This is a genomic window from Synechococcus elongatus PCC 6301 (assembly GCF_000010065.1).
Classification (GTDB): domain Bacteria; phylum Cyanobacteriota; class Cyanobacteriia; order Synechococcales; family Synechococcaceae; genus Synechococcus; species Synechococcus elongatus.
In genome coordinates this window covers 366095-387761 of sequence record NC_006576.1, presented here as the reverse complement: position 1 = coordinate 387761, position 21667 = coordinate 366095, and the positions used below count along the sequence as shown (strand labels likewise).

The 21667-nt window shown below is 53.8% G+C and carries 32 protein-coding genes and 1 tRNA gene; 11 read left to right on the top strand and 22 right to left on the bottom strand.

The features are described 5' to 3' along the window. Positions 1-6: 6 nt before the first annotated feature. A complete protein-coding gene (locus tag SYC_RS01800; RefSeq protein ID WP_011242660.1) occupies positions 7-420 on the bottom strand; it encodes a type II toxin-antitoxin system VapC family toxin in 414 nt (137 codons plus the stop codon). After that, positions 417-659 (bottom strand): type II toxin-antitoxin system Phd/YefM family antitoxin, encoded by a 243-nt coding sequence (locus SYC_RS01795; protein ID WP_190528567.1) that lies wholly within the window; start codon positions 657-659, stop codon positions 417-419. The genes SYC_RS01800 and SYC_RS01795 overlap by 4 nt, the downstream gene beginning before the upstream one ends. 72 nt (positions 660-731) lie before the next feature. Here SYC_RS01795 and SYC_RS01790 point away from each other — a divergent pair, with 72 nt between their 5' ends. Together SYC_RS01790 and SYC_RS01785 are read left to right on the top strand one after the other, a co-directional pair. Next, positions 732-896 (top strand): tyrosine-type recombinase/integrase, encoded by a 165-nt coding sequence (locus SYC_RS01790; protein WP_011377917.1) that lies wholly within the window; start codon positions 732-734, stop codon positions 894-896. Positions 897-934: 38 nt separating this feature from the next. Then, positions 935-1168 carry a DUF2281 domain-containing protein gene (locus SYC_RS01785; protein WP_231621315.1) on the top strand — a complete coding sequence of 78 codons (234 nt, stop codon included), beginning with the start codon at positions 935-937 and terminating at the stop codon, positions 1166-1168. Between the two features lie 126 nt (positions 1169-1294). On the opposite strand, the gene SYC_RS01780 is transcribed toward SYC_RS01785, so the two are convergent. The 6 genes from SYC_RS01780 to SYC_RS01755 all read right to left on the bottom strand — a co-directional run bounded on the left by SYC_RS01780 (position 1295) and on the right by SYC_RS01755 (position 3047). Further along, entirely contained in the window at positions 1295-1558 is a 264-nt protein-coding gene (locus SYC_RS01780) for a Txe/YoeB family addiction module toxin (RefSeq protein WP_011242657.1), read from the bottom strand. Continuing rightward, complete coding sequence (locus SYC_RS01775; protein ID WP_011242656.1) at positions 1551-1805, bottom strand: type II toxin-antitoxin system Phd/YefM family antitoxin; 255 nt, start codon at positions 1803-1805, stop codon at positions 1551-1553. Before SYC_RS01775 ends, SYC_RS01780 begins: the two co-directional genes overlap by 8 nt. A gap of 121 nt (positions 1806-1926) precedes the next feature. Next, on the bottom strand, positions 1927-2187 hold the full coding sequence (locus SYC_RS01770; RefSeq protein WP_011242655.1) for a DUF2442 domain-containing protein: 261 nt from the start codon (positions 2185-2187) through the stop codon (positions 1927-1929). 2 nt (positions 2188-2189) lie between these two features. Then, complete coding sequence (locus SYC_RS01765) at positions 2190-2438, bottom strand: DUF4160 domain-containing protein (RefSeq protein ID WP_011242654.1); 249 nt, start codon at positions 2436-2438, stop codon at positions 2190-2192. After that, on the bottom strand, positions 2438-2782 hold the full coding sequence (locus tag SYC_RS01760; RefSeq protein WP_011242653.1) for a DUF2442 domain-containing protein: 345 nt from the start codon (positions 2780-2782) through the stop codon (positions 2438-2440). The genes SYC_RS01765 and SYC_RS01760 overlap by 1 nt, the downstream gene beginning before the upstream one ends. 4 nt (positions 2783-2786) lie before the next feature. Beyond that, positions 2787-3047 carry a DUF4160 domain-containing protein gene (locus SYC_RS01755; RefSeq protein WP_011242652.1) on the bottom strand — a complete coding sequence of 87 codons (261 nt, stop codon included), beginning with the start codon at positions 3045-3047 and terminating at the stop codon, positions 2787-2789. Positions 3048-3198: 151 nt separating this feature from the next. Here SYC_RS01755 and SYC_RS01750 point away from each other — a divergent pair, with 151 nt between their 5' ends. The 4 genes from SYC_RS01750 to SYC_RS01735 all read left to right on the top strand — a co-directional run bounded on the left by SYC_RS01750 (position 3199) and on the right by SYC_RS01735 (position 5510). Beyond that, on the top strand, positions 3199-3423 hold the full coding sequence (locus SYC_RS01750) for a hypothetical protein (RefSeq protein WP_039755738.1): 225 nt from the start codon (positions 3199-3201) through the stop codon (positions 3421-3423). Between the two features lie 3 nt (positions 3424-3426). Next, on the top strand, positions 3427-3843 hold the full coding sequence (locus tag SYC_RS01745; RefSeq protein WP_011242651.1) for a type II toxin-antitoxin system VapC family toxin: 417 nt from the start codon (positions 3427-3429) through the stop codon (positions 3841-3843). Positions 3844-3994: 151 nt separating this feature from the next. Continuing rightward, positions 3995-4477, top strand: coding sequence for a glutathione peroxidase (locus SYC_RS01740; protein WP_173282542.1), 483 nt, complete (start codon positions 3995-3997; stop codon positions 4475-4477). A 25-nt stretch (positions 4478-4502) separates the two neighbouring features. Beyond that, positions 4503-5510, top strand: coding sequence for an acyl-CoA dehydrogenase family protein (locus SYC_RS01735; protein WP_011242649.1), 1008 nt, complete (start codon positions 4503-4505; stop codon positions 5508-5510). Here SYC_RS01735 and kaiC read toward each other — a convergent pair. The 3 genes from kaiC to SYC_RS01720 all read right to left on the bottom strand — a co-directional run bounded on the left by kaiC (position 5507) and on the right by SYC_RS01720 (position 8368). Further along, positions 5507-7066, bottom strand: coding sequence for a circadian clock protein KaiC (gene kaiC, locus SYC_RS01730; RefSeq protein WP_011242648.1), 1560 nt, complete (start codon positions 7064-7066; stop codon positions 5507-5509). The genes SYC_RS01735 and kaiC overlap by 4 nt on opposite strands. A gap of 49 nt (positions 7067-7115) precedes the next feature. Next, positions 7116-7424, bottom strand: coding sequence for a circadian clock protein KaiB (gene kaiB, locus SYC_RS01725; RefSeq protein WP_011242647.1), 309 nt, complete (start codon positions 7422-7424; stop codon positions 7116-7118). Positions 7425-7513: 89 nt separating this feature from the next. Continuing rightward, a complete protein-coding gene (locus SYC_RS01720; protein ID WP_011242646.1) occupies positions 7514-8368 on the bottom strand; it encodes a circadian clock protein KaiA in 855 nt (284 codons plus the stop codon). 237 nt (positions 8369-8605) lie between these two features. On the opposite strand from SYC_RS01720, the gene rplU reads away from it, so the two are divergent. Further along, positions 8606-8989 (top strand): 50S ribosomal protein L21, encoded by a 384-nt coding sequence (rplU, locus tag SYC_RS01715; RefSeq protein WP_011242645.1) that lies wholly within the window; start codon positions 8606-8608, stop codon positions 8987-8989. A gap of 34 nt (positions 8990-9023) precedes the next feature. Continuing rightward, positions 9024-9290 (top strand): 50S ribosomal protein L27, encoded by a 267-nt coding sequence (gene rpmA / locus SYC_RS01710; RefSeq protein WP_011242644.1) that lies wholly within the window; start codon positions 9024-9026, stop codon positions 9288-9290. Positions 9291-9411: 121 nt separating this feature from the next. Here the strand turns inward: rpmA and SYC_RS01705 are convergent, their stop codons facing one another. Further along, positions 9412-9789 (bottom strand): response regulator, encoded by a 378-nt coding sequence (locus SYC_RS01705; RefSeq protein WP_011242643.1) that lies wholly within the window; start codon positions 9787-9789, stop codon positions 9412-9414. 92 nt (positions 9790-9881) lie between these two features. On the opposite strand from SYC_RS01705, the gene truB reads away from it, so the two are divergent. Then, a complete protein-coding gene (gene truB / locus SYC_RS01700; protein ID WP_011242642.1) occupies positions 9882-10766 on the top strand; it encodes a tRNA pseudouridine(55) synthase TruB in 885 nt (294 codons plus the stop codon). A gap of 20 nt (positions 10767-10786) precedes the next feature. Here the strand turns inward: truB and devC are convergent, their stop codons facing one another. From devC to SYC_RS01685, 3 genes are all read right to left on the bottom strand, one after another. After that, positions 10787-11965, bottom strand: a complete 1179-nt coding sequence (gene devC, locus SYC_RS01695; protein WP_011242641.1) for an ABC transporter permease DevC — start codon at positions 11963-11965, stop codon at positions 10787-10789. Continuing rightward, on the bottom strand, positions 11949-13049 hold the full coding sequence (locus SYC_RS01690; RefSeq protein ID WP_011242640.1) for an HlyD family efflux transporter periplasmic adaptor subunit: 1101 nt from the start codon (positions 13047-13049) through the stop codon (positions 11949-11951). The genes devC and SYC_RS01690 overlap by 17 nt, the downstream gene beginning before the upstream one ends. 88 nt (positions 13050-13137) lie before the next feature. Continuing rightward, positions 13138-13884 (bottom strand): phycocyanobilin:ferredoxin oxidoreductase, encoded by a 747-nt coding sequence (locus SYC_RS01685; RefSeq protein ID WP_011242639.1) that lies wholly within the window; start codon positions 13882-13884, stop codon positions 13138-13140. A gap of 176 nt (positions 13885-14060) precedes the next feature. Between SYC_RS01685 and SYC_RS01680 the strand changes: the two genes are divergently transcribed. After that, positions 14061-15326, top strand: coding sequence for a M16 family metallopeptidase (locus SYC_RS01680; protein WP_011377926.1), 1266 nt, complete (start codon positions 14061-14063; stop codon positions 15324-15326). Positions 15327-15436: 110 nt separating this feature from the next. Here the strand turns inward: SYC_RS01680 and SYC_RS01675 are convergent. Beyond that, a tRNA-Val gene (locus SYC_RS01675) sits at positions 15437-15508 on the bottom strand. 41 nt (positions 15509-15549) lie between these two features. Beyond that, positions 15550-16284 (bottom strand): RadC family protein, encoded by a 735-nt coding sequence (gene radC / locus SYC_RS01670; protein ID WP_011242637.1) that lies wholly within the window; start codon positions 16282-16284, stop codon positions 15550-15552. A 27-nt stretch (positions 16285-16311) separates the two neighbouring features. Here radC and SYC_RS01665 point away from each other — a divergent pair, with 27 nt between their 5' ends. After that, the gene (locus SYC_RS01665) at positions 16312-17181 is read left to right on the top strand and encodes an EamA family transporter (RefSeq protein ID WP_011242636.1); all 870 of its coding nucleotides are present in this window, start codon (positions 16312-16314) and stop codon (positions 17179-17181) included. Here SYC_RS01665 and cobM read toward each other — a convergent pair. From cobM to SYC_RS01640, 5 genes are all read right to left on the bottom strand, one after another. Then, positions 17150-17980, bottom strand: coding sequence for a precorrin-4 C(11)-methyltransferase (gene cobM / locus SYC_RS01660; RefSeq protein WP_011242635.1), 831 nt, complete (start codon positions 17978-17980; stop codon positions 17150-17152). The genes SYC_RS01665 and cobM overlap by 32 nt on opposite strands. After that, positions 17934-18803: a prolipoprotein diacylglyceryl transferase gene (gene lgt, locus SYC_RS01655; RefSeq protein WP_011242634.1), complete on the bottom strand. Its 870-nt coding sequence runs from the start codon at positions 18801-18803 to the stop codon at positions 17934-17936. Before lgt ends, cobM begins: the two co-directional genes overlap by 47 nt. An 83-nt stretch (positions 18804-18886) precedes the next feature. Then, a complete protein-coding gene (petA, locus tag SYC_RS01650; protein WP_011242633.1) occupies positions 18887-19861 on the bottom strand; it encodes a cytochrome f in 975 nt (324 codons plus the stop codon). Positions 19862-19906: 45 nt separating this feature from the next. Then, positions 19907-20446: a cytochrome b6-f complex iron-sulfur subunit gene (petC, locus tag SYC_RS01645; protein WP_011242632.1), complete on the bottom strand. Its 540-nt coding sequence runs from the start codon at positions 20444-20446 to the stop codon at positions 19907-19909. A 300-nt stretch (positions 20447-20746) separates the two neighbouring features. Further along, a complete protein-coding gene (locus SYC_RS01640) occupies positions 20747-21430 on the bottom strand; it encodes a potassium channel family protein (protein ID WP_011242631.1) in 684 nt (227 codons plus the stop codon). Positions 21431-21667 lie beyond the last annotated feature (237 nt).

The following is a 21667-nucleotide window of genomic DNA, read 5'->3' as shown; positions in this document are numbered from 1 at the left end:
CAGTTTTTAGGTCGGCAGTAACGTAACTCCCACGGCTTCCGCAGCACTGATCAAGGCGCGATCGCAAGTTGCCAGAGCGAATCCCCGCCGCATCGCCAGCTCCAAATAAGCTGCGTCATAAGCAGTCAGCTGTTGACTGCAAGCGATCGCCAATGTGTCATGCCAAACGGTACCGACAGCAGCGGGTTCTACCTCAATCGGCAACATCTCTAGCAGCGATAAAAACTCACGACTCGCAGCGGCGCTAATCCTTTGCCGGCGCTCTGCTTGCACCAAGACATGCCCAACTTCCCAGAGCCAAAGTGCAGGGACAACTGCTGGAGATTGTTGCAACTGCTCCAATAAAGCCCAAGATTCCGGTGTTGCCTCATCCGCAAAACACCAAGCACAAGCCAGTGAGACATCCAACACAAAGCTCATGCCCGCCGCCCAGTATCACGGAGTTCCTGCACCGTAATTCCGTTGAGGGTTTGACCTTGGCTGAGCTGCCGAAGACGGGCGATCGCGGCTTGGACCGCAGACTGATCAGGACCTTCTGCTGGCACCAAACGGGCGATCGGGCAACCGTGGCGGGTAATCACGATCTGCTCCCCCTGACAGACGGAGTCGAGCAGGCTGGAGAGATGGGTCTTGGCTTCAAACGCGCCAACAGTTTGCATGGCAAGCAAACAACTAGAGGCCAACCAGTCTAAGCGATCGCTAAAGCTTTCAAAATTCAGGTTCACCCGCACATGTTCCGCCAGTCCTGCGGCTATGCCTTGGCTGAACAGGGTCTACCGACTCGCGATATTCAGGACTACTTAGGCCATCGCAACATTCAAAACACGGTGCGTTATACCGCTGGCAACCCTGCCCGCTTCCAGCGCATCACTTGGATCCCCCAGACCCAGCCATGATTCGCCACGATATAAAGACAGATCCAACGGCTTCAGTCATGACTGCTGCCGAGAAACTCTACCAACTGATCCAAACGCTTCCTGAAGAAAAGGTGACGGAGGTTTTGCACTTTGCGGAGTTTCTGCAGCAACAAAGCCCCCAACCCCAGTCAGTGATTCCGCCAGGAACGCTGATTGGATTGCGGGGAATTGCCAAACGCTTAGGAACAACCGTTAGCGATCAGGAATTACAGGCAGACTACAGCGACTATCTCAGCCAAAAATATCAATGAGTCTGTCTATAAATTTCATACCTTACTTGTGCTGACAGACATCACATTGCTGTTCAGACTTGCTGCCCTTGGCACAACTGTGATTACTCAGCCAGTACCCATATTGTTGAAAAGACTGAGGAGGTATTAATCGCTGTAGTGGTAGCGACAGGAAATAATGGTCAGGTAGTCATCTGCTACTGCGTAAACTAAGCGATTGGTGTCGTCAATGCGGCGTGACCAAAACCCAGTCAGGTTCTCCCTGAGCGCTTCTGGCTTACCAATCCCCTCAAAGGGCGATCGCAAGGTTTCGGTAATGAGCTTGTTGATGCGATTTAAGGTCTTCTTGTCCTGCCCTTGCCAATACAGGTAATCTTCCCAAGCCTCGTTTGTCCAAGCCAGCTTACGCATCTAATAGATTTCGCTCGACTGTTTGACCTTGCTGGTACTGAGCGATCGAGCGTTGTAGGTGAGCAGCATTGGCAGGGGATTTGAGCAGGTGGAAGGTTTCGATCAGGCTATTGAAGGAGTCGAGGGACATGACCACGACCTCCTCGGCATTGCGGCGAGTAATGATCGTGTAGTCAGCGTCGTTGACGACTTCATCCAAGACAGTCTTGAGATTTTTTCTGGCGTCACTGAAGGAAACAACTTTCATGAGCCGAGGAGTTGTACAGCTTGTTGTACAACAATAGCACTTAGCCAAAACTGGCGATCGCTAACTCAGGGGCTTTGTCTGAGGCCAGTCCCACGGGGCATTTCCTCAAAGCCATGCATGGTTAGAATCTGGAGGCATTCTGGACTGGCAGACTATTTGCCAAGCGAATCAAGCCATCAATGGATAGGTCTTCGTCAATTGCTAACCAATGAATGCCATAGCCAGAGGGAGAAATTTGATAAAGCTTGCGTTCTGCTTCTGTTGCTTGAGAGAGCCGTTTTGAAGCTTGGCTAATTGGGATAGAGTACGTTGACCCATCAACACTGAGAATCATGTTTTCTTGGTCAAAGCTAAGGTTTTGAACGATATGATGTGGATTCATATTTACTCTCCGAAATAGTTAGTCCAAGCTTCTACGATTTCATCAAAGTTTTGCAGGATAATTTTGCGTACCTCTCTTGTATCTCGTTTACTCATATTGTAAGCATAGGCTTCTCGGATGTCATAGATTTCTGGATTAAGCCAGTATTTACATTCAGCCTCTCCTCTTTGAGCGTGAATGAGGATTGGTTCCGTTCCTTCATTGGAATAGAAATGGAACCGCCAACCTCGCAAAAAAAGAACAGTTGGCACTACAAGCTCTCCCCAGTTGCTTCCTCAGCATCCTTACGCTCACTTCCGCTAGACATTAGCTGAGGTAAAAGCCGATCACGGATCTCAGATAGGGATGTTTCTGGGTTCGTGACTTTGGCATACAGAACCACCGGATCAATATCTGCACCGTTGTCCCAGCAAAGAGTCCCGAGATCTGGATCAACTTGGACAGTAGCAAAGTAAGTAGGATTCTTGAGCGGCTCGAAGATGCCGCTAAACTCGATGATTTCGGCTAGATTAACGATTCCTTCTTTATGGTCTTCAAAGGTGATCTGAAGTTGATAATCTTCGATCGCTTTTACAGCAATGACATCTTTGAGCATGGTCTTACTCCAGTGGTTCGATCGCTTCTAGGGGAGCGTTTTGGCGGGCAAGCTGCCAGTCATTCCTTAGTTCGGCTTGGTGCTGAGCTGCCCATTCAATCACGAGCCCAAGGGTACGGGGTTTAAGGCTTCCTTCTAAAACGGCAAGAGTATCAATAGAAATGATGGCTTTCTGTTGACCATAGCGAACATGGAAGTGGGGCGGCGCGTGGTCGTTGTAGTACATAGTGATAATGATTCCAAAGAAGCGGCTAATCTCTGGCACTACAACACCTCCTCAGCTACTTTCTCGGCATCTTTGATCCGAATTTCATCAGATATCAGCTTAGGTAAGAGGCGATCGCTATCCTATTGTTCCCACCCTAGCAGTGCTAGTCTGAGAGACACATACTCTACATATAAACAACCTATTCCTTATGCCTCAGCTCCATTGCTATGTCTCCGAAGACATCGCCAAGCGACTACAAGCCAAGGCAGAATCCGCTCAGCTGTCTCTCTCTAAATATCTGGCGCTCCTCGTCAAGCGCGACCTCAACCACGACTGGCCTGAGGGCTACTTCGAAATCTTTAGACAGTGGCAAGGCGACCCACCGGAACGCCCCACATCTGATGCCTGGGAAGAGCGCCTGGACTGGCAATAGACAATGTTTCTGCTCGACACCAACGCTTGCATCCAGCTCCTTAATCGCCGCCATCCCCAGTTACTGCAGCACTTTCGGCAACAATCGCCCGCAGACATTGCCCTCTGCAGCATCGTCAAATCTGAACTGCTCTACGGGGCACGCCGTAGTCAAAACGTCGAAGCGAACCTACAGCTCCTCGATCGCTTCTTTGCTCCTCTGCAAAGTCTCCCCTTCACCGATCGCTGTGCCGAAGAAGCCGGACTGATTCGCGCTGACCCCGCTGCCCAAGGCAAACCCATTGGCCCAAATGATCTCCTGATTGCAGCCACGGCTCGTGCTTTCGATACCACCCTCGTCACCTACAACACGCGAGAGTTTGTTCGCATCACGGGTTTGCGGGTGGTGGACTGGGAACTCGCTAACCCTCTCCTTTCCTAAAATCCCAAAGCATCACGGGACTCCCCGCTCGCTAAAAACCCGATCGCCTTTGCTTGGCTTCCAGCTCGCCCGAAGCTTGAGATTTCAGAGCGGCTCTGCAGCTCAGCCCGAGTGCCTGCGAGAATAGACCATGAAGATTCGTAACGTATCCATGGCTCCTCAAGTCACTGACATCGCCGTCACAACCATCGACGGTGCAGCGAAAAGCCTCAGCGACTACGCCGGTCAGGTGTTGTTGATTGTCAACGTGGCCTCCTACTGCGGTTACACCTCGCAGTACAGCGGCTTGGAAGCCCTCTATCGCCAATACCGCGATCGCGGTCTGCAGGTCTTGGCGTTCCCCTGCAATGACTTTGGGGCCCAGGAACCGGGCAGCAATGAGGAGATCAAAACCTTCTGCTCCACTCGTTTCGATGTCAGCTTCGAACTGTTCGATAAAGTCCATGCCAAAGGCGCGGATCAACATCCTCTTTACGCAGCGCTGACGCAAACGGACCCTGCCGGTGACGTAGCTTGGAACTTTGAGAAATTTTTGGTCGGCAAGGATGGCACTGTCTTAGCCCGCTTCAAGAGTGGCGTTGCCCCCAACGATGCCAGCCTGATTCAAGCGATCGAAGCAGCACTCGCTGCCTAAGGTTTAATCGCGATCGCCCGCTGATATGGCTCCTCGATTCGACCTGCAAGATTTGCAAGCTTGGCTGACCGCTGAGGTGCAGCCCCAAGCCGAGCGGATCGATCAGGATCCGGTAGTGCTGGCTCAGGTGTTGCAGGCAATGGGCGATCGCGGTTGGCTCGGGTTTTCTGTCCCTGCCTGTGAGGAAGGTTTAGCGCTCTCACCGGTTGAGGTATGGCAGGCTCAAGCGGCGATCGCGAGTGCTTCCGGTGCCTTGGCTTTTTTACAAACCCAGCACCAGAGTGCAGCCTCTTTTCTGAGCAAGCATCAACCCAGCGATCGCCGACTCTCTGGCCTCAGCTACGGCCGTCCTACGGTGGGGATTGGCTTTTCCCATCTGCGTCGATCGCCCTCACCCCTGCAAGCCAGTTGGCATAAGGATCACATCGTTCTGTCGGGAGAACTGCCTTGGCTGACCGGTTGGGGTTTTTTTGAAGAGTTTCTGATTGCTGCGCCATTGCCAGAGGGGCAAACACCGTTTGCGTTGATCCCGGCCCAAGCGCCTGAGTGGAAGGTCTCACCGCTCGCACTGGCCGCGATGGGTACAACCGGAACGGTTGCAGCGCAACTAATCATCACCCTGCCCCGCGATCGCTTGGTGACCATCCTGCCCGCCACTTGGATCCGCGATCGCGATCGCCAAGGGACGCTCAGTCCCTCGGCCTTCGCCTGTGGGTTAGCACGTGCCTGTCTAGGGCTGCTGACTGCGCGCGATGCAGATTGCCGAGAAGTTCTAACTGCCCAACTTGGGCAACTCGAACAGGCGATCGCTCAAGCCTTGGGCCAAGCTGATTTCAGAGAGGCGCTGAGTCTACGCATTCAAGCCCTGACCCTGATGCATCGTTGTACCCAAGCCGCTGTTTTCAGTGCCGCTGGTGCGGCGAATTCGCTACAGAATCCAGCACAACGGCTTTATCGCGAGGCCTTAGCTTTCTCGGTGCTCGGGTTGACGACTGAGCTGAGACAAGAATACCTAAGCGCGATCGCTGGCTAGCTCTCCGGCCCTTTTTCTTGAACGCCGCGCACAATTCGCGAGAGTTCGCTTTTCTCATCGACGGTAATCCGTGTTGGCGAACCTGAAATAATCCGCTCAAAGTTCCGGAAAGAATCCTTGATGTCCGGCCCTTTGTCGCTGATCATGAATTCGCGGATTGCTTTGTCATGCCAAGATCCGCGCATCTTGAAGACGTTAATGGCGCGGGACATTTCGCCACGAATCTCGACGTATTGGAGCAAGATAATCGTATCCGTAATTGTTGAGATATGGGAGTCAGTAATCGAATGCGCTCCCATAAATTGATCACTGGTATTTGTGAATAGTCCCGTGATTTCTTCTTGTTTCGCGTAGCCAGTGACACCAATTACAAATTGGCGGAAGGCATTGTTGCTAACGCCCCGCGCCAAAGCAGAGAGGGAGTCGATTGCAATACGAGCTGGCTTAAAGTCATTGATCTCCGACTTAATAATCTGCAAATGGTCTTCAAGACCTGCAGATTCAGGATAGGCGCAAACAATTTTGAGGAGGTTTTGGCGCTCCATCTCCTCAAAGTCCATTCCCCATGAATAGGCATTGCGGAGCAGCTGAGCTCGTGACTCTTCATAAGCGAACAGAATCGCCCGCTCTTTGTTAGCACAAGCATTCTCAACGAAACGGCTAACTAACAGAGTTTTACCAGTGCCTGTAGCGCCAGTTGCCAGAATGATTGAGTCCTTAAAGAAGCCCCCACCACACATTTCATCGAGTCGGACGACACCAGATGAAACACGCACGTTCGACGATCGCTGCGTAAGGCGCATTGCCCCGAGCGGGAAGATATTGATGCCATGATCCGTAATCGTGAACGGATATTCCCCTTTCATGTGGCTGGTGCCACGTAGCTTGAGGATTTCGAGGGTGCGGCGACGGCGCTCCCCTTCCAAAACGTTGCGGAGAATCACGACGTTATCGGAGACAAATTCCTCAACACCGTAACGAGCGATCGGGCCATATTCCTCGATACGCTCGGTGGTCATGACCGTAGTTGCCCCAATTTGTTTTAGGCGAGCTACCAACCGAAAGAGTTCGCGGCGAACCACAGAAGAGGCATCATATTGCTGGAAAACGGACGTGACCGAGTCAATTGAAACCCGCCGCGCTCGATACTTTTGAATTGCATAATTAATCCGCTCAATCAGAGCAGAGAGATCGAAGCCGCCAACAACCTCTTGACCTTCTGGATCGGGTGAAGCATCAAGAATAAATAGTTTGCCCTCATCGACCAGCTTGGCTAAATCCCAGCCAAAACTACGGGCGTTTTTAATGATATCTTGCGGGGTTTCTTCGAAAGTAACGAAAACCCCAGGCTCATCAAACTCGATAATACCGTTATAGAGAAATTGAATAGAAAAAAGGGTCTTGCCGGTTCCTGAAGTACCACTAACGAGGGTCGATCGCCCGATTGGAAGACCGCCATGACTAATATCATCAAAGCCTTCAATCATCGTGCGCATCTTAGCGATGGCTTGGTGCTCAGAATTATTATTAGGGCTAGTCATCTCAGCGGAAGTCATCTTAAAAGAGGGTGAAGTCAGGTAGTACCAACAAAGCAGTTAACGACAGTTAGAAGTCGTCGGAATCTTGAAGTTCGCCGTAGAGTAAATCAAGGCCAATCAAAACTTTCTCACGGTCGGATAAATCACCAATAATCCGTCGGACAGGCAGTGGTAGAACCTTGGCGAGGGTTGGCGTCGCTAGGATTTTATCCTCTTCTGCCAACTGAGGATTTTTGAGAACATCGATCACCTTTAGAGCATAAACACCTTGAAATTCAACTTCGAGAATGTTCTTGAGCGTTTTGAGGGCACGGACTGAGTTTGGAGTATTGCCGGCGACGTAGAGCTTGAGAATGTAGGTTTTACGAGGGCTCATACGCAGATCAACGGGGTAGCAACAGCAATCAAACCATCTAACAGGATAAAGAGAGAAATTGAGCCGAGCTTAAGACCTCCTTTACCTTTTCAGGTTTCTCGTGGGATAGACCGTCGATACATCTCACAAAGATGTGCAATTACATCAATTAAAGTCAGCCGATAATCCAGCAAAATGTCCTCTGAACGTCCCTCTACGCGGAGCTTCTTGGCAAACTCGTCCATCAGCTCCATGTGAATTTCTACCACTTTGGTGACTGGAACATCGGCAAAGAAAGCCATGTTGACGAAGTTGTCAATGCTCTGGTTGAGGTTGCTATTCGGCGAAAAATAGCTCAAAACGATTTCACGATAGCTAGTCTGCATCGCTTGGTGCAGCTTTTGGCTTTCGTAGGCGGGTAGGTTGCGCAGAAAGCGATCGGGATCACGCTTGTAGTAGACCCCGAGATAGCCTAGGCGCTCTTGTAGTCGCTGAGCGAGGTCCCGCTGCTGGCTCGATAGCTCGGGATCGTGGTTGGCCCCCATCAGCATGATGTGGTCGGCCATGGCCTCGACCGGGGCTAAGCGCAGAAATTCAGCCAGTGCAGCATCAACTTGGTAGGGCAATTGCTCGAGCTGATGGATACCGAGGTGCAGTTCAGCGCTGTGATAGAGCTGTTCTTTGGCTGGTTCATCGGGATCCTCACTGTCGCGATCGCCTACGACAATCGCTGGTACCACCACTCCCTCAAAGCAGAGCTGCTGAACAACTGCCCTGAAGCTGGGATTGGCTGCCACTAAAATCAGGCAGTCGATTTGGTCACGATGGGTTTGGGCATACTCCAAGAGCATTTCGCCAGACTCACAGACTTGGAGTTGATAGCGATCGGCCGACAGCGCCCGCTGGCAATCCTGCAAAATTGCCGTCGATTCCACCCAAATGCAGATTGCAATTTGCGAGAGCACGCAGTCGCTCCTGTCAGGACTGAGTCTGCAGACAGATTAATCTCTGGACAAAGGAAAAATTTAATTTAGCCTAGCACTGCAGCTCATGAGGCCGCGATCGCTTTGTCCACAGTTTGACAGTTCTCAAAAGTTTCTGAGATGATAGAGGGCTGTTGTTTAAAAGGCGGCTCGGAACAGGTTTCTTCAAGTGCTCTCTCTGCCCTCGGCAGGTGTAGCCACCTCTACGGCTGAAAATGCATGGCTTACGCAATCATCGAAGCAAGCGATAAGCAACTCTGGGTTGAACCCGGTCGGTTCTACGATCTCGATCGCCTCGACGCAGACTTGGATCAGTCGCTCACCCTCGACAAAGTCCTGCTCGTTCAAGACGAAGGCGCACCGCAGATTGGACAGCCCTACGTGGCCGGTGCCACAGTGCAAGTGACGGTTCTGAGTCACCCTCGGGGTCGCAAAGTCACTGTCTACAAGATGACGCCCAAGAAAAAAACCCGTAAGAAACAAGGCCATCGCCAAGATTTGACCCGGGTTTTGGTGGAGTCGATTACTGTAGGCGGTAAAGTCTTGACGGCTAACGCGGCTGACTTACCGAAATCAGAAGCGGACATTGACGCTGCTGGCTAGTTTTTCGTCGTTCTAACCAGAGGATTCCAAGACCATGGCTCATAAGAAAGGTACGGGTAGTACTCGTAACGGGCGTGACTCTAACGCTCAGCGCCTCGGCGTCAAAAAATTCGGTGGCGAAGTGGTGCGCTCGGGCAGCATCATCGTTCGTCAACGGGGTACTAAGTTCCATCCGGGTGTCAATGTTGGTCGCGGCGGTGACGACACCCTGTTTGCACTGATCGACGGCGTCGTCACCTTTGAGCGCAAAGGCAAAGGCGGCAAGAAAGTCAGCGTTTACCCTGCTGGCGAAGCTGCTTAATTCCAGCGAACTAGAACAAAGGGGATCGGACATTATTGTCCTGATCCCCTTCACTTTGTCTGCGATCGCGTCTGATCAATTGATTTTGTCAGGTCAGAGGTCACGATCGCCCCGCCAAATTTCAAGAATTGCGGGCTGCAGTCAGTTGTTCCTGCACCAATAGCAATAGTTCGGTTGGTTCATAGGGCTTAGTCAAGTAGGCATTGGCTCCCTGTTTGAGCCCCCAATACTTGTCAAAATCCTCGCCTTTGGTCGAGCAAAGAATGACAGGAATCGTAGCGTTTTCAGCTGATTTCTTGAGCGATCGCAGTACGTCGTAGCCATTCATTTCTGGCATAACGATATCGAGCAGAATCAAGACAGGCTTCTTGTTGGCGACGGATTGCAAGGCTTCTTGACCGTTGTTGGCAAGTTCAACCTGGTGGCCATGATCAACTAAGGCTTGACGGGCAAGTTCTAGGTAGAGACTGCTGTCATCAACAACGAGGATATTGGCCATCTGCGCAACCGTAACTCAGAAGAGCCAATTCTACTATCGACGATCGCTTGTGGCTGTGATGCAGTCTACCGTCTTAAGACAGAGGTCTTGCTATGTCATCGGAAGGGTTTGTCAACCTCGATAAGCCAGCGGGCTGGACTTCCCATGACTGTGTCGCCAAGTTACGGCGTCTGTTACGGGAGCGGCGTATCGGCCATGGTGGCACGCTTGATCCGGCAGTCACAGGTGTTCTGCCGATCGCGGTGGGACGAGCCACGCGGCTCCTACCCTATCTTCCCAGTGGCAAAACCTACGTCGGCACCATTCGCTTCGGGTTGCAGACCAGTACGGACGATCTGACGGGCGATCGCCTGGCAGAAGCCGATACCAGCCACTTGTCGCGAGAGGCAATCGAGGCGGCGCTACCCCAATTCCTCGGCCACATTCAGCAGCAACCGCCCCAGGTTAGTGCCGTACAAGTGCAAGGGCAGCGACTCTATCAGCTTGCTCGGCGCGGGGAAGCCCCCACGGAGCTCCCTTGGCGCACCGTAGAAATTCAGTCAATTCGAATTCTCCAGTGGCGATCGGGCAGTCAAGCCGAATTATCTGTCGAAATCCACTGTGGTGCTGGCACTTACATCCGTTCTCTAGCGCGAGACCTCGGAGCCGTGCTGGGGGTCGGTGGCACCCTAGCAGAGTTGCGTCGTACTGCGAGTAGTGGCTTTGATCTGAACCAGAGCACGCCGCTGACTGAACTGCTCGATGGAGCAGCGGTGCCGCTCTTGGCTTTGGATTTGCCATTGCAGCATTTAGCCAAAGTTCAACTGAGTGCCGAAACCAGCGATCGCTGGCGACAAGGACAAGCGATGCCCGTGCCTGACAGTGTTCTTCCCGATGCAGCTCCAGTCCGTGTCTATGATCTCAACGGCCAGTTCTTAGGAATCGGCGCGATCGCGGCAGGACTGTGCAAGCCCAAAGTCGTACTCGCGGCTCTTTGAGAGCGATTGCTCGTTCCCAGTTAGAAAATGTCGGCTGGATCAGCTGCCTCTAGGCGACGCACCGCGATCATGCCTGACCCCAAACACATGACAAGGGTGAGGATAAAGACAATCGAGGCGCGATCGAAGGTCATCCCAATCGGGATCATCGTGGCGCTGCGGGTGATGGCGTAGAGACCTGTCGAGAGAATCACGCCGGGAATATAGCCCAGCGCAGCCAGAATCAGGGCTTCTTGAAACACGACCCACAGTAAGTAGCGATCGCTGTAGCCCATCGCCTTGAGGGTAGCGTACTCCGCCAAATGGTCCGAAACATCGCTGTAGAGAATCTGATAGACGATCACGCCGCCAACAATGAAGCCAATCACCGTCCCGAAGGTGAAGATGAAGCCGATCGCTGTACTGGTCGCCCAATAGTTGCGCTCAAATTCGACAAATTGCCGCTTGCTCATGACTCGCACATCGGGTGGCAGCGATCGCTGTAGTTCTTGGACGAGCTGGGCAATATTGGTGCCGGGTTCAGCGCGGATCAACCCCACATCAATCTCATCGCGTCGTCGCTGAGGAAAGATACGCAGGAAGTTGAGATCGCTAGTGATAATATTGCCGTCGGCTCCAAATGAGGCGCCCATCGTAAACAGTCCACCGACGCGAATCCGCCGCTCGCCGACCTCGGTAACCACCGATTGCCCCGACCGAAAACGCTGGGCTACTGGGCCAAATTCCGATCGCGAGGTCTGGTCAAACAACACGACATCTGGGATGCGGATTGCATTGAGATTTTCCGGTAAGCCCTTGAGGTCAAATGCGGCCTCATCCGGACTAATGCCCAGTGTCAGGATTGATCGCGGTTGGCGGTTCTCTGGGTTTTTCCAGTTGACCAAGCCGACGTAAAGCGGGCTAACCGATTGCACATCCGACAGGCTGAGGGCTTGGTAGAGGCGGCGTTGCGGAAAAGGCCGCATCGACGTCAGTGCGGTCGATTGCGGACTGATCAGCACCACATCCGCCGCGATCGCCTCATGTAGGGTGACGATGCTGTCAAACAGACCGTCGCGAAAGCCCATTTGCATAAACATCAGCAGACCGGCAAAGCTGATGCCGGCTAAGGCCACGAGCAGTCGCACCCGCTGGCGGGCTAACTGTCGCCATGCGAGGGGAATCCGGCGTGGCCATGGCCATTTAAGAGCGACCTGCATCAATCCGCACCAGGACTTGGAGATTGGTTAGCTGCGAGACTTTTTGGCGATCGCTGGGGTCCAGATCGATCCGCACTTCGACCACACGCGAATCGATATCGGAGGCAGGATCAGTGCTGAAAACGCCTTTCTTGTCGATCTTGCCGCCGATCAAAGCCACTCGACCGGTAAGACTGCCGCTAAAGCCACCGTGCTCACTGGTAATCGTCACGGGTTGACCAACGCGGATCCGCCCCACGTCCGTTTCATAGACTTCCGCCACCACCTGCATGCGATCGGTGCGGGCTAATTCAATCACCCCGTCATCACTGCCGCTTTCACCCGGTCGGCTATTGACTCGCAGCACTTGACCCGCAAAGGGGGCGCGAATGACCGTATTTGCCAGTTGCGCTGCTGCTTCTTGGGCCTGAGCCCGAGCTTGAGCGAGGCGGGCTTGAGCGAGTTGGACTTCTTCCGGTTGGGCTTCCGACAAACTGGCGAGGGTGCTGCGAGCTACTGCTAGCTCACCTTGAAGTCGCTCAACATCCAAACGCTTGCTATCGAGGGCTGTGGCCGCGATCGCGCCACTCTGGAACAGGGCTTGGTTGCGATCGTATTCCCGCTGAGCGATCGCTAGTTCCGCTTGAATACGGTTGATCTGCTGCTGCTGGGTTTGGCGATCGGTCGATTTGGCACCCGCCAAAATTCGGTTCAAGTCTGCTGTGGCTACCGCAACTGCACTATTGGCGGCAGCGGCAGCAGCAGCCAATTCTGGCTGATTGTCCAGTACCGCCAGAATTTGCCCTTCGCTAACGCGATCGCCTTCTTCAACTCGCAGATCCGCAATCCGTGCCTGACTAAAGCCCGACTGGGGAGCCGTCAGCTTGACCACACGGCCTTCCGGTTCCAAGCGACCCAAAGCGCCCACATAGCGATCGACTTGGGTTTGAGCCACAGGAGCCGGCTCTGGAGGAGCAGCACTGCGACTCCGCAAAAATGCCACACCCCCAATGACGACGATTGCAAGGCCACCGTAGATCAGCCAGCGCTGGCGATTGCCTGAAAGAGCCGGCTTGAAAGTCGCCGGACTGCGCGTCTCAACCATGGCAGCAGTCAAAAAGGAGTCTCTTTATTCTGCCAAGGATTATTACGCTTCGTAACGGTCGTGAATTCGGTTTGCTCAGGCGATTGCCTCAATCACTGGGCAAATCAAAGAGCATGGTCGTCATATAGCGATCGGCCCAGTCATCACCAAAGGCTTTTTCCAAGACGCGACGGGTTTTGTCATTGCGTCGCTGCTGCTCGCAGTAGTAGCGCTGCTGCTCGAGCACGGTGGCGATCGCCTCTGGGTCGGTCAGCGCTGTAGCTGCCGCTGCCTGTTGACAATGGACTTGCAAAAAGCCCAAGGCGCGATCGAGGAAGGCCGCTTCTTCCTCGGGTGACCCGGGGCGAATAAACAGACAGAAGGACGAGAAAATATCACCCCACGTGGGTAACTCCCGCAGGCCTTGAAAGGTTGGATTGGGCAACGCCGTCAAACCTGCGATGTAATCGTTGGAAAGTTCTCGGGCAATCGTAGTCGGTGAGAGATCGACAATCGCCGCACTGATCTGACCCCGGCCGCCGACCAAGTCTGCGCCAAACATCGGCAGATCAAAAGTTGTTCGGGGAAACAGGACACAGTGGAGGATATCGAGGTTGTTGCCAACCCGTGCTAGCTCGAGGTGCAGTTTGCGAAACTCCCGGCTTTGGTAGCAGCGATTTTCAATCTGGAGCCGCTCGCCTTCTAGCTTGCCTTCGATGTAACCCAAATCTGCTGGCATCGCCGCGTAGGGCTCGAGGTTCAGCCACCGCTGCCAAGTCGCTTCGATGCCTGTGGCCAAATCCCGAATCAAGGGATGCAGCTGTTCTTTGAGGCCGACTCGCGTGCTGGAGGACATCGCCAACGCTGAAAAACGCCTATTGACTACTCACTCTAAAATCTCGATCGCGCAAGGCTTGCAAGCGCGCAGGCTATCGTAACAAAAGGGCCTTGCGCCTCCGTGTGAGCCTTTGCTCTTTTGTAAATCCATTGCTCAAGCCGTCACAGCGGCGACCCGCTCAGGACAATTTCCCCTTGCCTGCCCTCCTGACCTCCCCGTGCTATCGCAGCCAATTAGCCAACGGTATTGTTCTGTTGGTCTACGAAAATCCCAGCGCCAATATTGTGGCGGGGAGACTATTCTTGCGGCAGGGCAGCAGTAGCGAGCCCCCTGAACAAGCAGGCTTACTGGCGCTCCTCTCGGCTTTGTTGACCAAGGGCAGCCGCGATCGCAGTGCCCATGAAATCGCTGAATTTGTTGAGTCCAGTGGCGCGAGCCTCGGCACGGATGTCGCCAACGATTATTTCTTGGTCAGCCTCAAGAGCGTTGCCGCTGATTTCCCAGCCTTGCTGACCTTGGCAGCGGAACTGTTGCGCTATCCCAGTCTGCCAGATGCCGAATTTGATCTAGAGCAACGCTTAGCCCTCGAAGCCTTGCGCAGTCAACGGGAGCAGCCGTTCAATCTGGCCTACGACCAACTGCGGCAGAGTCTCTACGGTCAGCATCCCTATGCCCTCGACACCTTGGGCACCGAAACGACCCTCGGGTCCCTCAGCCGCGATCGCTTGGCAGCGGCACATCAGCAATACTTCCGCCCGGATCAACTGGTGATCAGTGTGGCAGGGCAGATCACCCCCGAAGAAGCCGAATCTTGGGTCGAAGAGGTTTTTGGGGATTGGCAAAATCCGCCGACTCCCGCACCGATCGCCCTACTGCCCGATCGCAATCAACCCAGCGATCGCGTCAGCCAAGTCCGTCAGATGCAACAGCTGATTTTGATGCTGGGCTTCGCCACCGTTGATGTACGATCGCCCGACTACACGGCACTCAAGTTGCTGGCGGCTTACCTGGGTAATGGCATGTCCAGTCGCCTGTTTGTAGAGCTGCGCGAAAAGCAAAGCCTTGCCTACGAAGTTTCGGCGGTCTTCCCGACGCGACTTGGCCCCGCACCATTCGTCGCCTACCTAGGAACAGCGATCGAAAATGGGCCCCAAGCCCTAGCGGCGCTGCGATCGGAGTTGGATCGCCTCAGTGTAGCCCTGCTCAGTTCTGAGGAAGTGGCCGTCACCCAACGCAAGGTGTTGGGGCAGTACGCGCTTAGTAAACAGAGCAACGCTCAAATTGCTCAACTCTATGGCTGGTACGAAACGCTGGGTCTGGGCATCGATTTTGACCAGCAGTTTCCGGAAGCGATCGCGGCCGTACAAGCGACTGACTTACAGCGCGTTGCTCAAACTTGGCTCCAGCAAGGCTGCCTTTCCTTAGTTGGTCCCGAAGCAGCGATTGCGGATTTGATCTAGCCCAGTGCCAGGCTTTCGACCCGAAAAACATCGCTACGTTCAAGCGCCCAAGCCAGGATTATTCGCAGTCCTTAGTGGGCACAAAAGAGTCACAAAAGTGTTTAGATTGATGGGCGATACTGGATTCGAACCAGTGACCCCTTCCGTGTGAAGGAAGTGCGCTACCACTGTGCTAATCGCCCGTAAGCTCTAATATTACGGCGATTTCAGCGATCGCGCAAGTTCAATCGCCCTGTGGAAATTTCTGCCAAAGCCCTGTGGTGTCGCGCAAGCTGCGATGGTGTCCTTGGCCCAAAATGAGGTGATCGAGCACGGGTAGCTCCAGCGCTTGCCCGAGTTGCAGTAGTTGTTCCGTCAAACTCAGGTCGGCACTGCTGGGATCGACCTGCCCAGACGGATGGTTATGGGCCACGATCAAGCGAGTTGCCCCGAGGCGTAGGGCTTCTCGGAAAATTTCGCGGGGATTGGCCAAGGTTTCAGTGGCGGTCCCGATGGTCAGCACCCGTTGGGCCAAGAGGTTATGGCGAACATCCAACAGCAGCAGGGCAAAGCGTTCCTGCTCCGCCCACATCAGATCGGCGCTGAGAGCCTTGGCAGCCGCTTCCGGCGACGTGATCGGTAGCAACTCACTCGTCGTCGTTTGATAGATGCGCTTACCTAACTCGATCGCAGCAGCGATCGCTGTCGCCTTAGCTGGACCAATTCCAGGAATTTGCATCAGTTCAGTAACCGTAATTTGACGCAGAACGCGCAACGGTTCGCGTTGGTGTTCTCCTAGCTGACTGAGGAGCAGTTGACCCAGCCCAACGGCGGACAATCCACCCGGTCCTTGTCCCGTTCCTAACAAGATCGCGAGCAGTTCAGCCGTCGAGAGGCTGCTAGCTCCCGATCGCATCAGCCGTTCCCGCGGTCGCTCATCTTCGGGCAGATCAGCCACGCGCAAACCAGAAGTCGCCATAGGATTGCAGAGAAACGCTCCCTCAGCATGCCCACGGAGATTCGCTTGGCACCTTGGTTACTACTTGCCAGCCTGACAGCCACCTGTGAGGCGACCAAAGACCTGTTTGCCAAGCGCAGCTTGCAGCAACTCTCGGCCACGCGTCTAGCCGCGTTGCTCTCGCTCCTCACAACGCTACTCCTCTTGCCGATTGTGCTCTGGCAGGGGATTCCGGCGATCGGGCCCAACTTTTGGTGGAGCTGCTTGCTGGGCAGCAGCCTCAATTTAGTGGCCTTTTGGCTCTACGCACGGGCGCTGCAAATGGGTGAGTTATCGCTCGTAGCCCCGATCGTTAACCTGACACCCCTGTTTCTACTGCTGACTTCGCCGCTGATTGTGGCAGAACATTTGGCTTGGCAGGGCAGCGCTGGCGTGATCTTGCTCGTGATTGGTGCCTATCAACTGAATCGCCGCGATCGCGACAGTAGCTCTCGATTACAACCGCTGATCGATCTCTGGCAGCAGCCAGCTCAACGAATCATGGTGGTCGTGGCTTTCCTCTGGAGTATCACCAGCAACCTCGACAAAATCGGCGTCCAGTCCTCTGATCCCTATTTCTGGCTGCTCTGTCTGTTTGGCAGCACCGGCATCGTGCTGCTGATCTTGGGGCGCGGCTTAGGGCCTGTCCGAAAATACCCTTGGCGATCGCTCAGTGCCATGGCGATTTTCAACAGCGTTGGCGTCGTCGCGCAAATGGTGGCGCTCAACCAAGCCACGGTCGTACAAATCATTTCCGTCAAACGGCTCAGCACCCTGATTGGCGTCGTCTACGGCGCAGTCTTTTTTGGTGAAAAGCAGCTCCGACAGCGCTTTTTGGGCGCGGCGCTCATGATGGCTGGGGCGATCGTGCTGCTGTAGTTTCTGGCCGAAACAGATGGTGATAGTCGGGATTGTAGAGCTGCGATCGCCCAGTCTCGACGGCTTGTAAAGCAGGACTGATCAGATAGAGCACCGTGCGATCGAGTTGCTGATCTTGAGTGATCTGCGCCAGTTCCGACAGTTTCCCTAGCCAAATCGCTTCATCTGGCCAACCCAGTCGATAGCAAACTGCGATCGGCGTTTCTGGGGAGTAATGTTCCAGCAATTCCGTCTGCGCTTTTTCCGCTTGGCGAGCGCTCAGATAGAGACAGAGGCTAGCTTGATGCGCGGCTAAGGACGAGAGGGATTCGCGATCGGGCAGTCCAATTCGACCGGCACAGCGAGTCAGGATGATCGTCTGAACCAGTCCCGGCAAAGTCAGTTCTTGCCCGAGTCGAGCGGCCGCTGCTTGAAAGGCGCTGACGCCAGGAATAACTTGATAGGGAATGTCCTGCGATCGCAACCCTGCGATCTGTTCCGCGATCGTGCTGTAGAGGCTGGGATCGCCGTCGTGGAGCCGCGCCACGATCGCTCCCGCGGCCACTCGCTCTTTGAGGATTGGCAAAATCTCTTCCAGCGTGCGATGGGCCGTTGGCAGTCGTTCTGCGTCTGGCCTTGCATCCGCCAAAATTGCCGGGGGCACCAAGGAATCGGTGTAGAGCAGAACATCGGCGGCGGCAATCAGCTTTTGAGCCCGTACCGTCATTAGCTCCGGGTCACCCGGGCCGACCCCGACGAAGTAAACGCCTGCACTAAAGCTCACTACGCGACTCTCCCGAAATGGCGGGACGAACCACATCCGGCAGCGATCGCTTCAGGCCGTAGATCCAGACCAAACCCAGCACCCCAAAGGCGATCGCCACGATACTGACCATCTGGGCAATCCGCAGGGAACCGAGCATCAAGCTATCGGTACGCAGTCCTTCAATCCAGATCCGACCGAGACTGTAGCCAATCAGATAGATACAAGTCATCACCCCAGCCTTGAGTGGCAATCGCTGGCGCAGGCCTTGCCGGAATAGCCAGATCAGCAACAGGCAAAGCAGCAAATTCCAGAGCGATTCGTAGAGAAAGGTCGGGTGGAAATACTCGCTCTGGATGTAGGCCAGGGGTCGGCGATCAATGGGGATGAATAGTTTCCAAGGCAGATCGGTGGGTGTGCCAAAGGCTTCGGAGTTAAAAAAGTTACCCCAACGCCCGATCGCTTGTCCAAGTGCGAGCGAAGGCACCACCACATCGGTAAGCTGCCAGATCGGAGTCTGCCGCCGCCGAGCAAAGAGAATCAGGGCGGCAGTACCGCCCAAAATGGCGCCATGAATTGCAATGCCGCCGTGCCAAATCGCCAAGATTTCGGCGGGGCGACTGGCATACTGCTGCCATTCAAAGGCGACGTAGTAAAGACGGGCGGCAGGAATCGCACCGATCACCAGCCAGACGGCAAGATCCGCGATCGCATTCGGATCGATATCGCGGCGTCGAGCCAGACGGGAAGACAGGCTAATTCCCAGCAGAACTGCTGAGGCAATCAAAAGGCCATACCAACGGATGCTGAGTGGCCCAATCTCAACAAGAGTTGGACCTGGGGAGGTGAATTGCAGGGCCAAGAGAGTCACAATCGCCACCGTTACAGCATCCCTTTCTATCCAAATACAAAGAGGGCAAGCTAGGCCCGCCCTCTCTCTTGCAACCGTTATTGCAACCAGATCTAGAAGTTCAGCTCAGCAGCTTGCACTTTCTCGACTTGTTTCTTCTTGAGCACCAGCATGATCTGCGCCAGCATCACAGCAAAGAAGAAAGCAATCACACCCAAGACCCGATTGCTGCTTTGCAGCACGATCTCGGTATCGATTTGGCCAAAGCCACCGACGTTCGGATCGTTGGTCAGCGCTGCGCCAGCTGCAACTTCCGAACCCACTGCCACGATCGGGCTGGGGCCAGCCGGCACTGCGTCGGTCACGGTCGAACCATCTGCCTTACGGATGACGATGTCGTAGCCGCTAGCCGTTTCGGTGACCGCATCGATCACACCAGCTGCAGAAGCGGTGTAAACGCCGTTATTGCTCTTTTGACCGGTAGGGTAGACCTGACCACGGCCACGGTTGCCGCCGACGTGAATTTGATACTTACCAAAGAAGACGTTTTTGTCTTTGGCTGGATCGGGCGAAAGTACCGGGAAGACAATCTCTTGATGGTCATCGCCAGGCAGCGGGCCCACCAAGATGATGTTTTCTTGGTCTGCCGAGTAGTTGGTGAAGTAGACGTTGCCGATCTCTTCTTTCAGTTCTTCGGAGATGCGGTCTTCAGGCGCCAGTTTGAAACCGTCGGGCAGCATCAAAACAGCACCGACGTTCAGGCCACCCTTGCTGCCATCACCCAAGACCTGCTGCGAGGAGCGATCGTAGGGGATTTTGACAACCGCTTTGAAAACGGTGTCGGGCAGAACGGAGTGAGGCACTTCCACCTCGGTTGGCTTTTTAGCCAAGTGGCAGTTCGCACAGACAATTTTGCCGGTCGCTTCCCGCGGCGAAGCGTAGTTTTCTTGGGCCCAGAAGGGATAGGCTGCCGCTGCTTGAGGCTGGAGCCAGTCTGCAGCACCCAACAGTCCCAGGCTGAGGCAGGCAACCAAGCTCAGGCGACCCAGTTGGCGCACAAGAGCTTTTGGAGAAAAACGCATGTTCATGGCTTTATTACAGGGCTCGGAAGTCTTCAGAGGACGGGGGAGTAATTAAGCCCACCAGGGGTTGTCGCCGGTGCGGAAGTCGGTTTCGGTCCAGGGCGAGAGGAAGACTTTGTCGTCGGTCACGGAAACGTGAGCCAGCGCCAAGGACAGCGGTGCGGGACCACGGACCACTTTGCCGGTTGCGTCGTACTGCGAACCGTGGCAGGGGCACTTAAATTTGTTTTCGCTAGCGTTCCAAGGCACCACGCAGCCCAAGTGGGTGCAAACTGCGTTGATGCCGTAGTCGCCGATCGCTTCGCTACTTTCGACCACAAGATAGGTGGGGTCACCCTTCAGACCTTGTACCAAGGTGCGATCGCCCACATTGTGATCAGCCAAAAACTTAGAGAGGACGACATCATTGCCAAGCGCATCCTTGGCTGCGACACCGCCACCGCTACCACCACTGGAAGGCGGAATAAAGTAGTTCACCACGGGGTAAAGGGCACCCAGGGCGACACCTGTGACTGAGCCGAAGGTCAGCAGGTTCATGAACTGCCGACGCCCCATGCTGGGGACGTCTGAAGCTCCCGATACTTGAGTCATAAAACCGACGCTGCAATGGTTATCCTGCAAGGATGTATTATCGCACTCCCCTTGTATCGTTAAGAAATTAGCGCCCAAGTGTTGAGTTTTGTAACTTTCTGAAAGCTGACTGAGGCTGCAGCCAGTCTTCACAAACACGGGATGCAGTAGCGCGATCGCATCCTGAGGGTCCAGTGATCTGGCGGCCAAAAGACGGGGCTGAGGTGAAGAGAGACTGATTAAATGTGCGATCGCAGAACCGTTGGCACGAGAGGCTATTCACATTCGCCCCAGTTCTAAGGCCATGCAGCTGCGTGGATCCTAGGAGTCCGACGAATTTTGACTGCTGTAAAGACTGACCAAACGAGCAATCACGATCGCCAGATAGAGTTGCCCAAACATTGCTTCAAAGCTAGCTAGCAGTTTTGCAACCGGATTGATTGGCAAAATATCCCCGAAGCCTGTGCTGGTCAGCGTGATAAAGCTGAAGTAAACATAAGGATTATTGTCTTTGTGCTCCGGCAATATCAAGAAAGCGAGAGGATCAAAAACAGCGATCGCCTCATAGAGGAGCGACCAAAGAATTGCAACTAAAAAATAGATACAAATACCTCCTTTGACGAGGTCGGCAGTGACTTGCGACTCATGCATTAGAGTTTTGATCAGCAGTATAATTACAAGACTCAAAAAAACTGATAGGGCGATAAGGGTAACAAATCGAAAAATTTCACTAAGACCGGGAAAGGGTTGTAGAACTCCTAATTCATTGATGACAATAATGCTGAAAGTTAATAGGGAAAACCTAAGTAGGGACTTGGATGTCTGCAGTGAGGGGCGTGCAATTTTGATGACTTGTAGCAAGCTGCTAAACAGGATAAAAGAAACAGCAATTGTTGCAATTGGGTTGATCTTGAAGATAATCCCAACAGAGATTATCGCAACAAGAATAAACAATAGCTGATTGTAGGGGCGTTCCAGGGAAAGTCTAAGAAAATGCCACTTCATGGCGCCCAACCTGTCAGTCTATGGCAGATGCTTCACTTCATCATTTCAAGTACCTCCTAAAAAGTCAACTTCTTGGATCAATCAAAAGGATTTTTGTTGTCGCAAAAAGACAATTAAAGTAATCGTTTTAAGTGATATTTGTTATTGATTTTGATGGATTCACTTGCAAAATTTCTAATGGCTAATTTTAAGAAAAATTTCTGAACATTACAGTCTGCGATCGCTCTCAGATTAGTC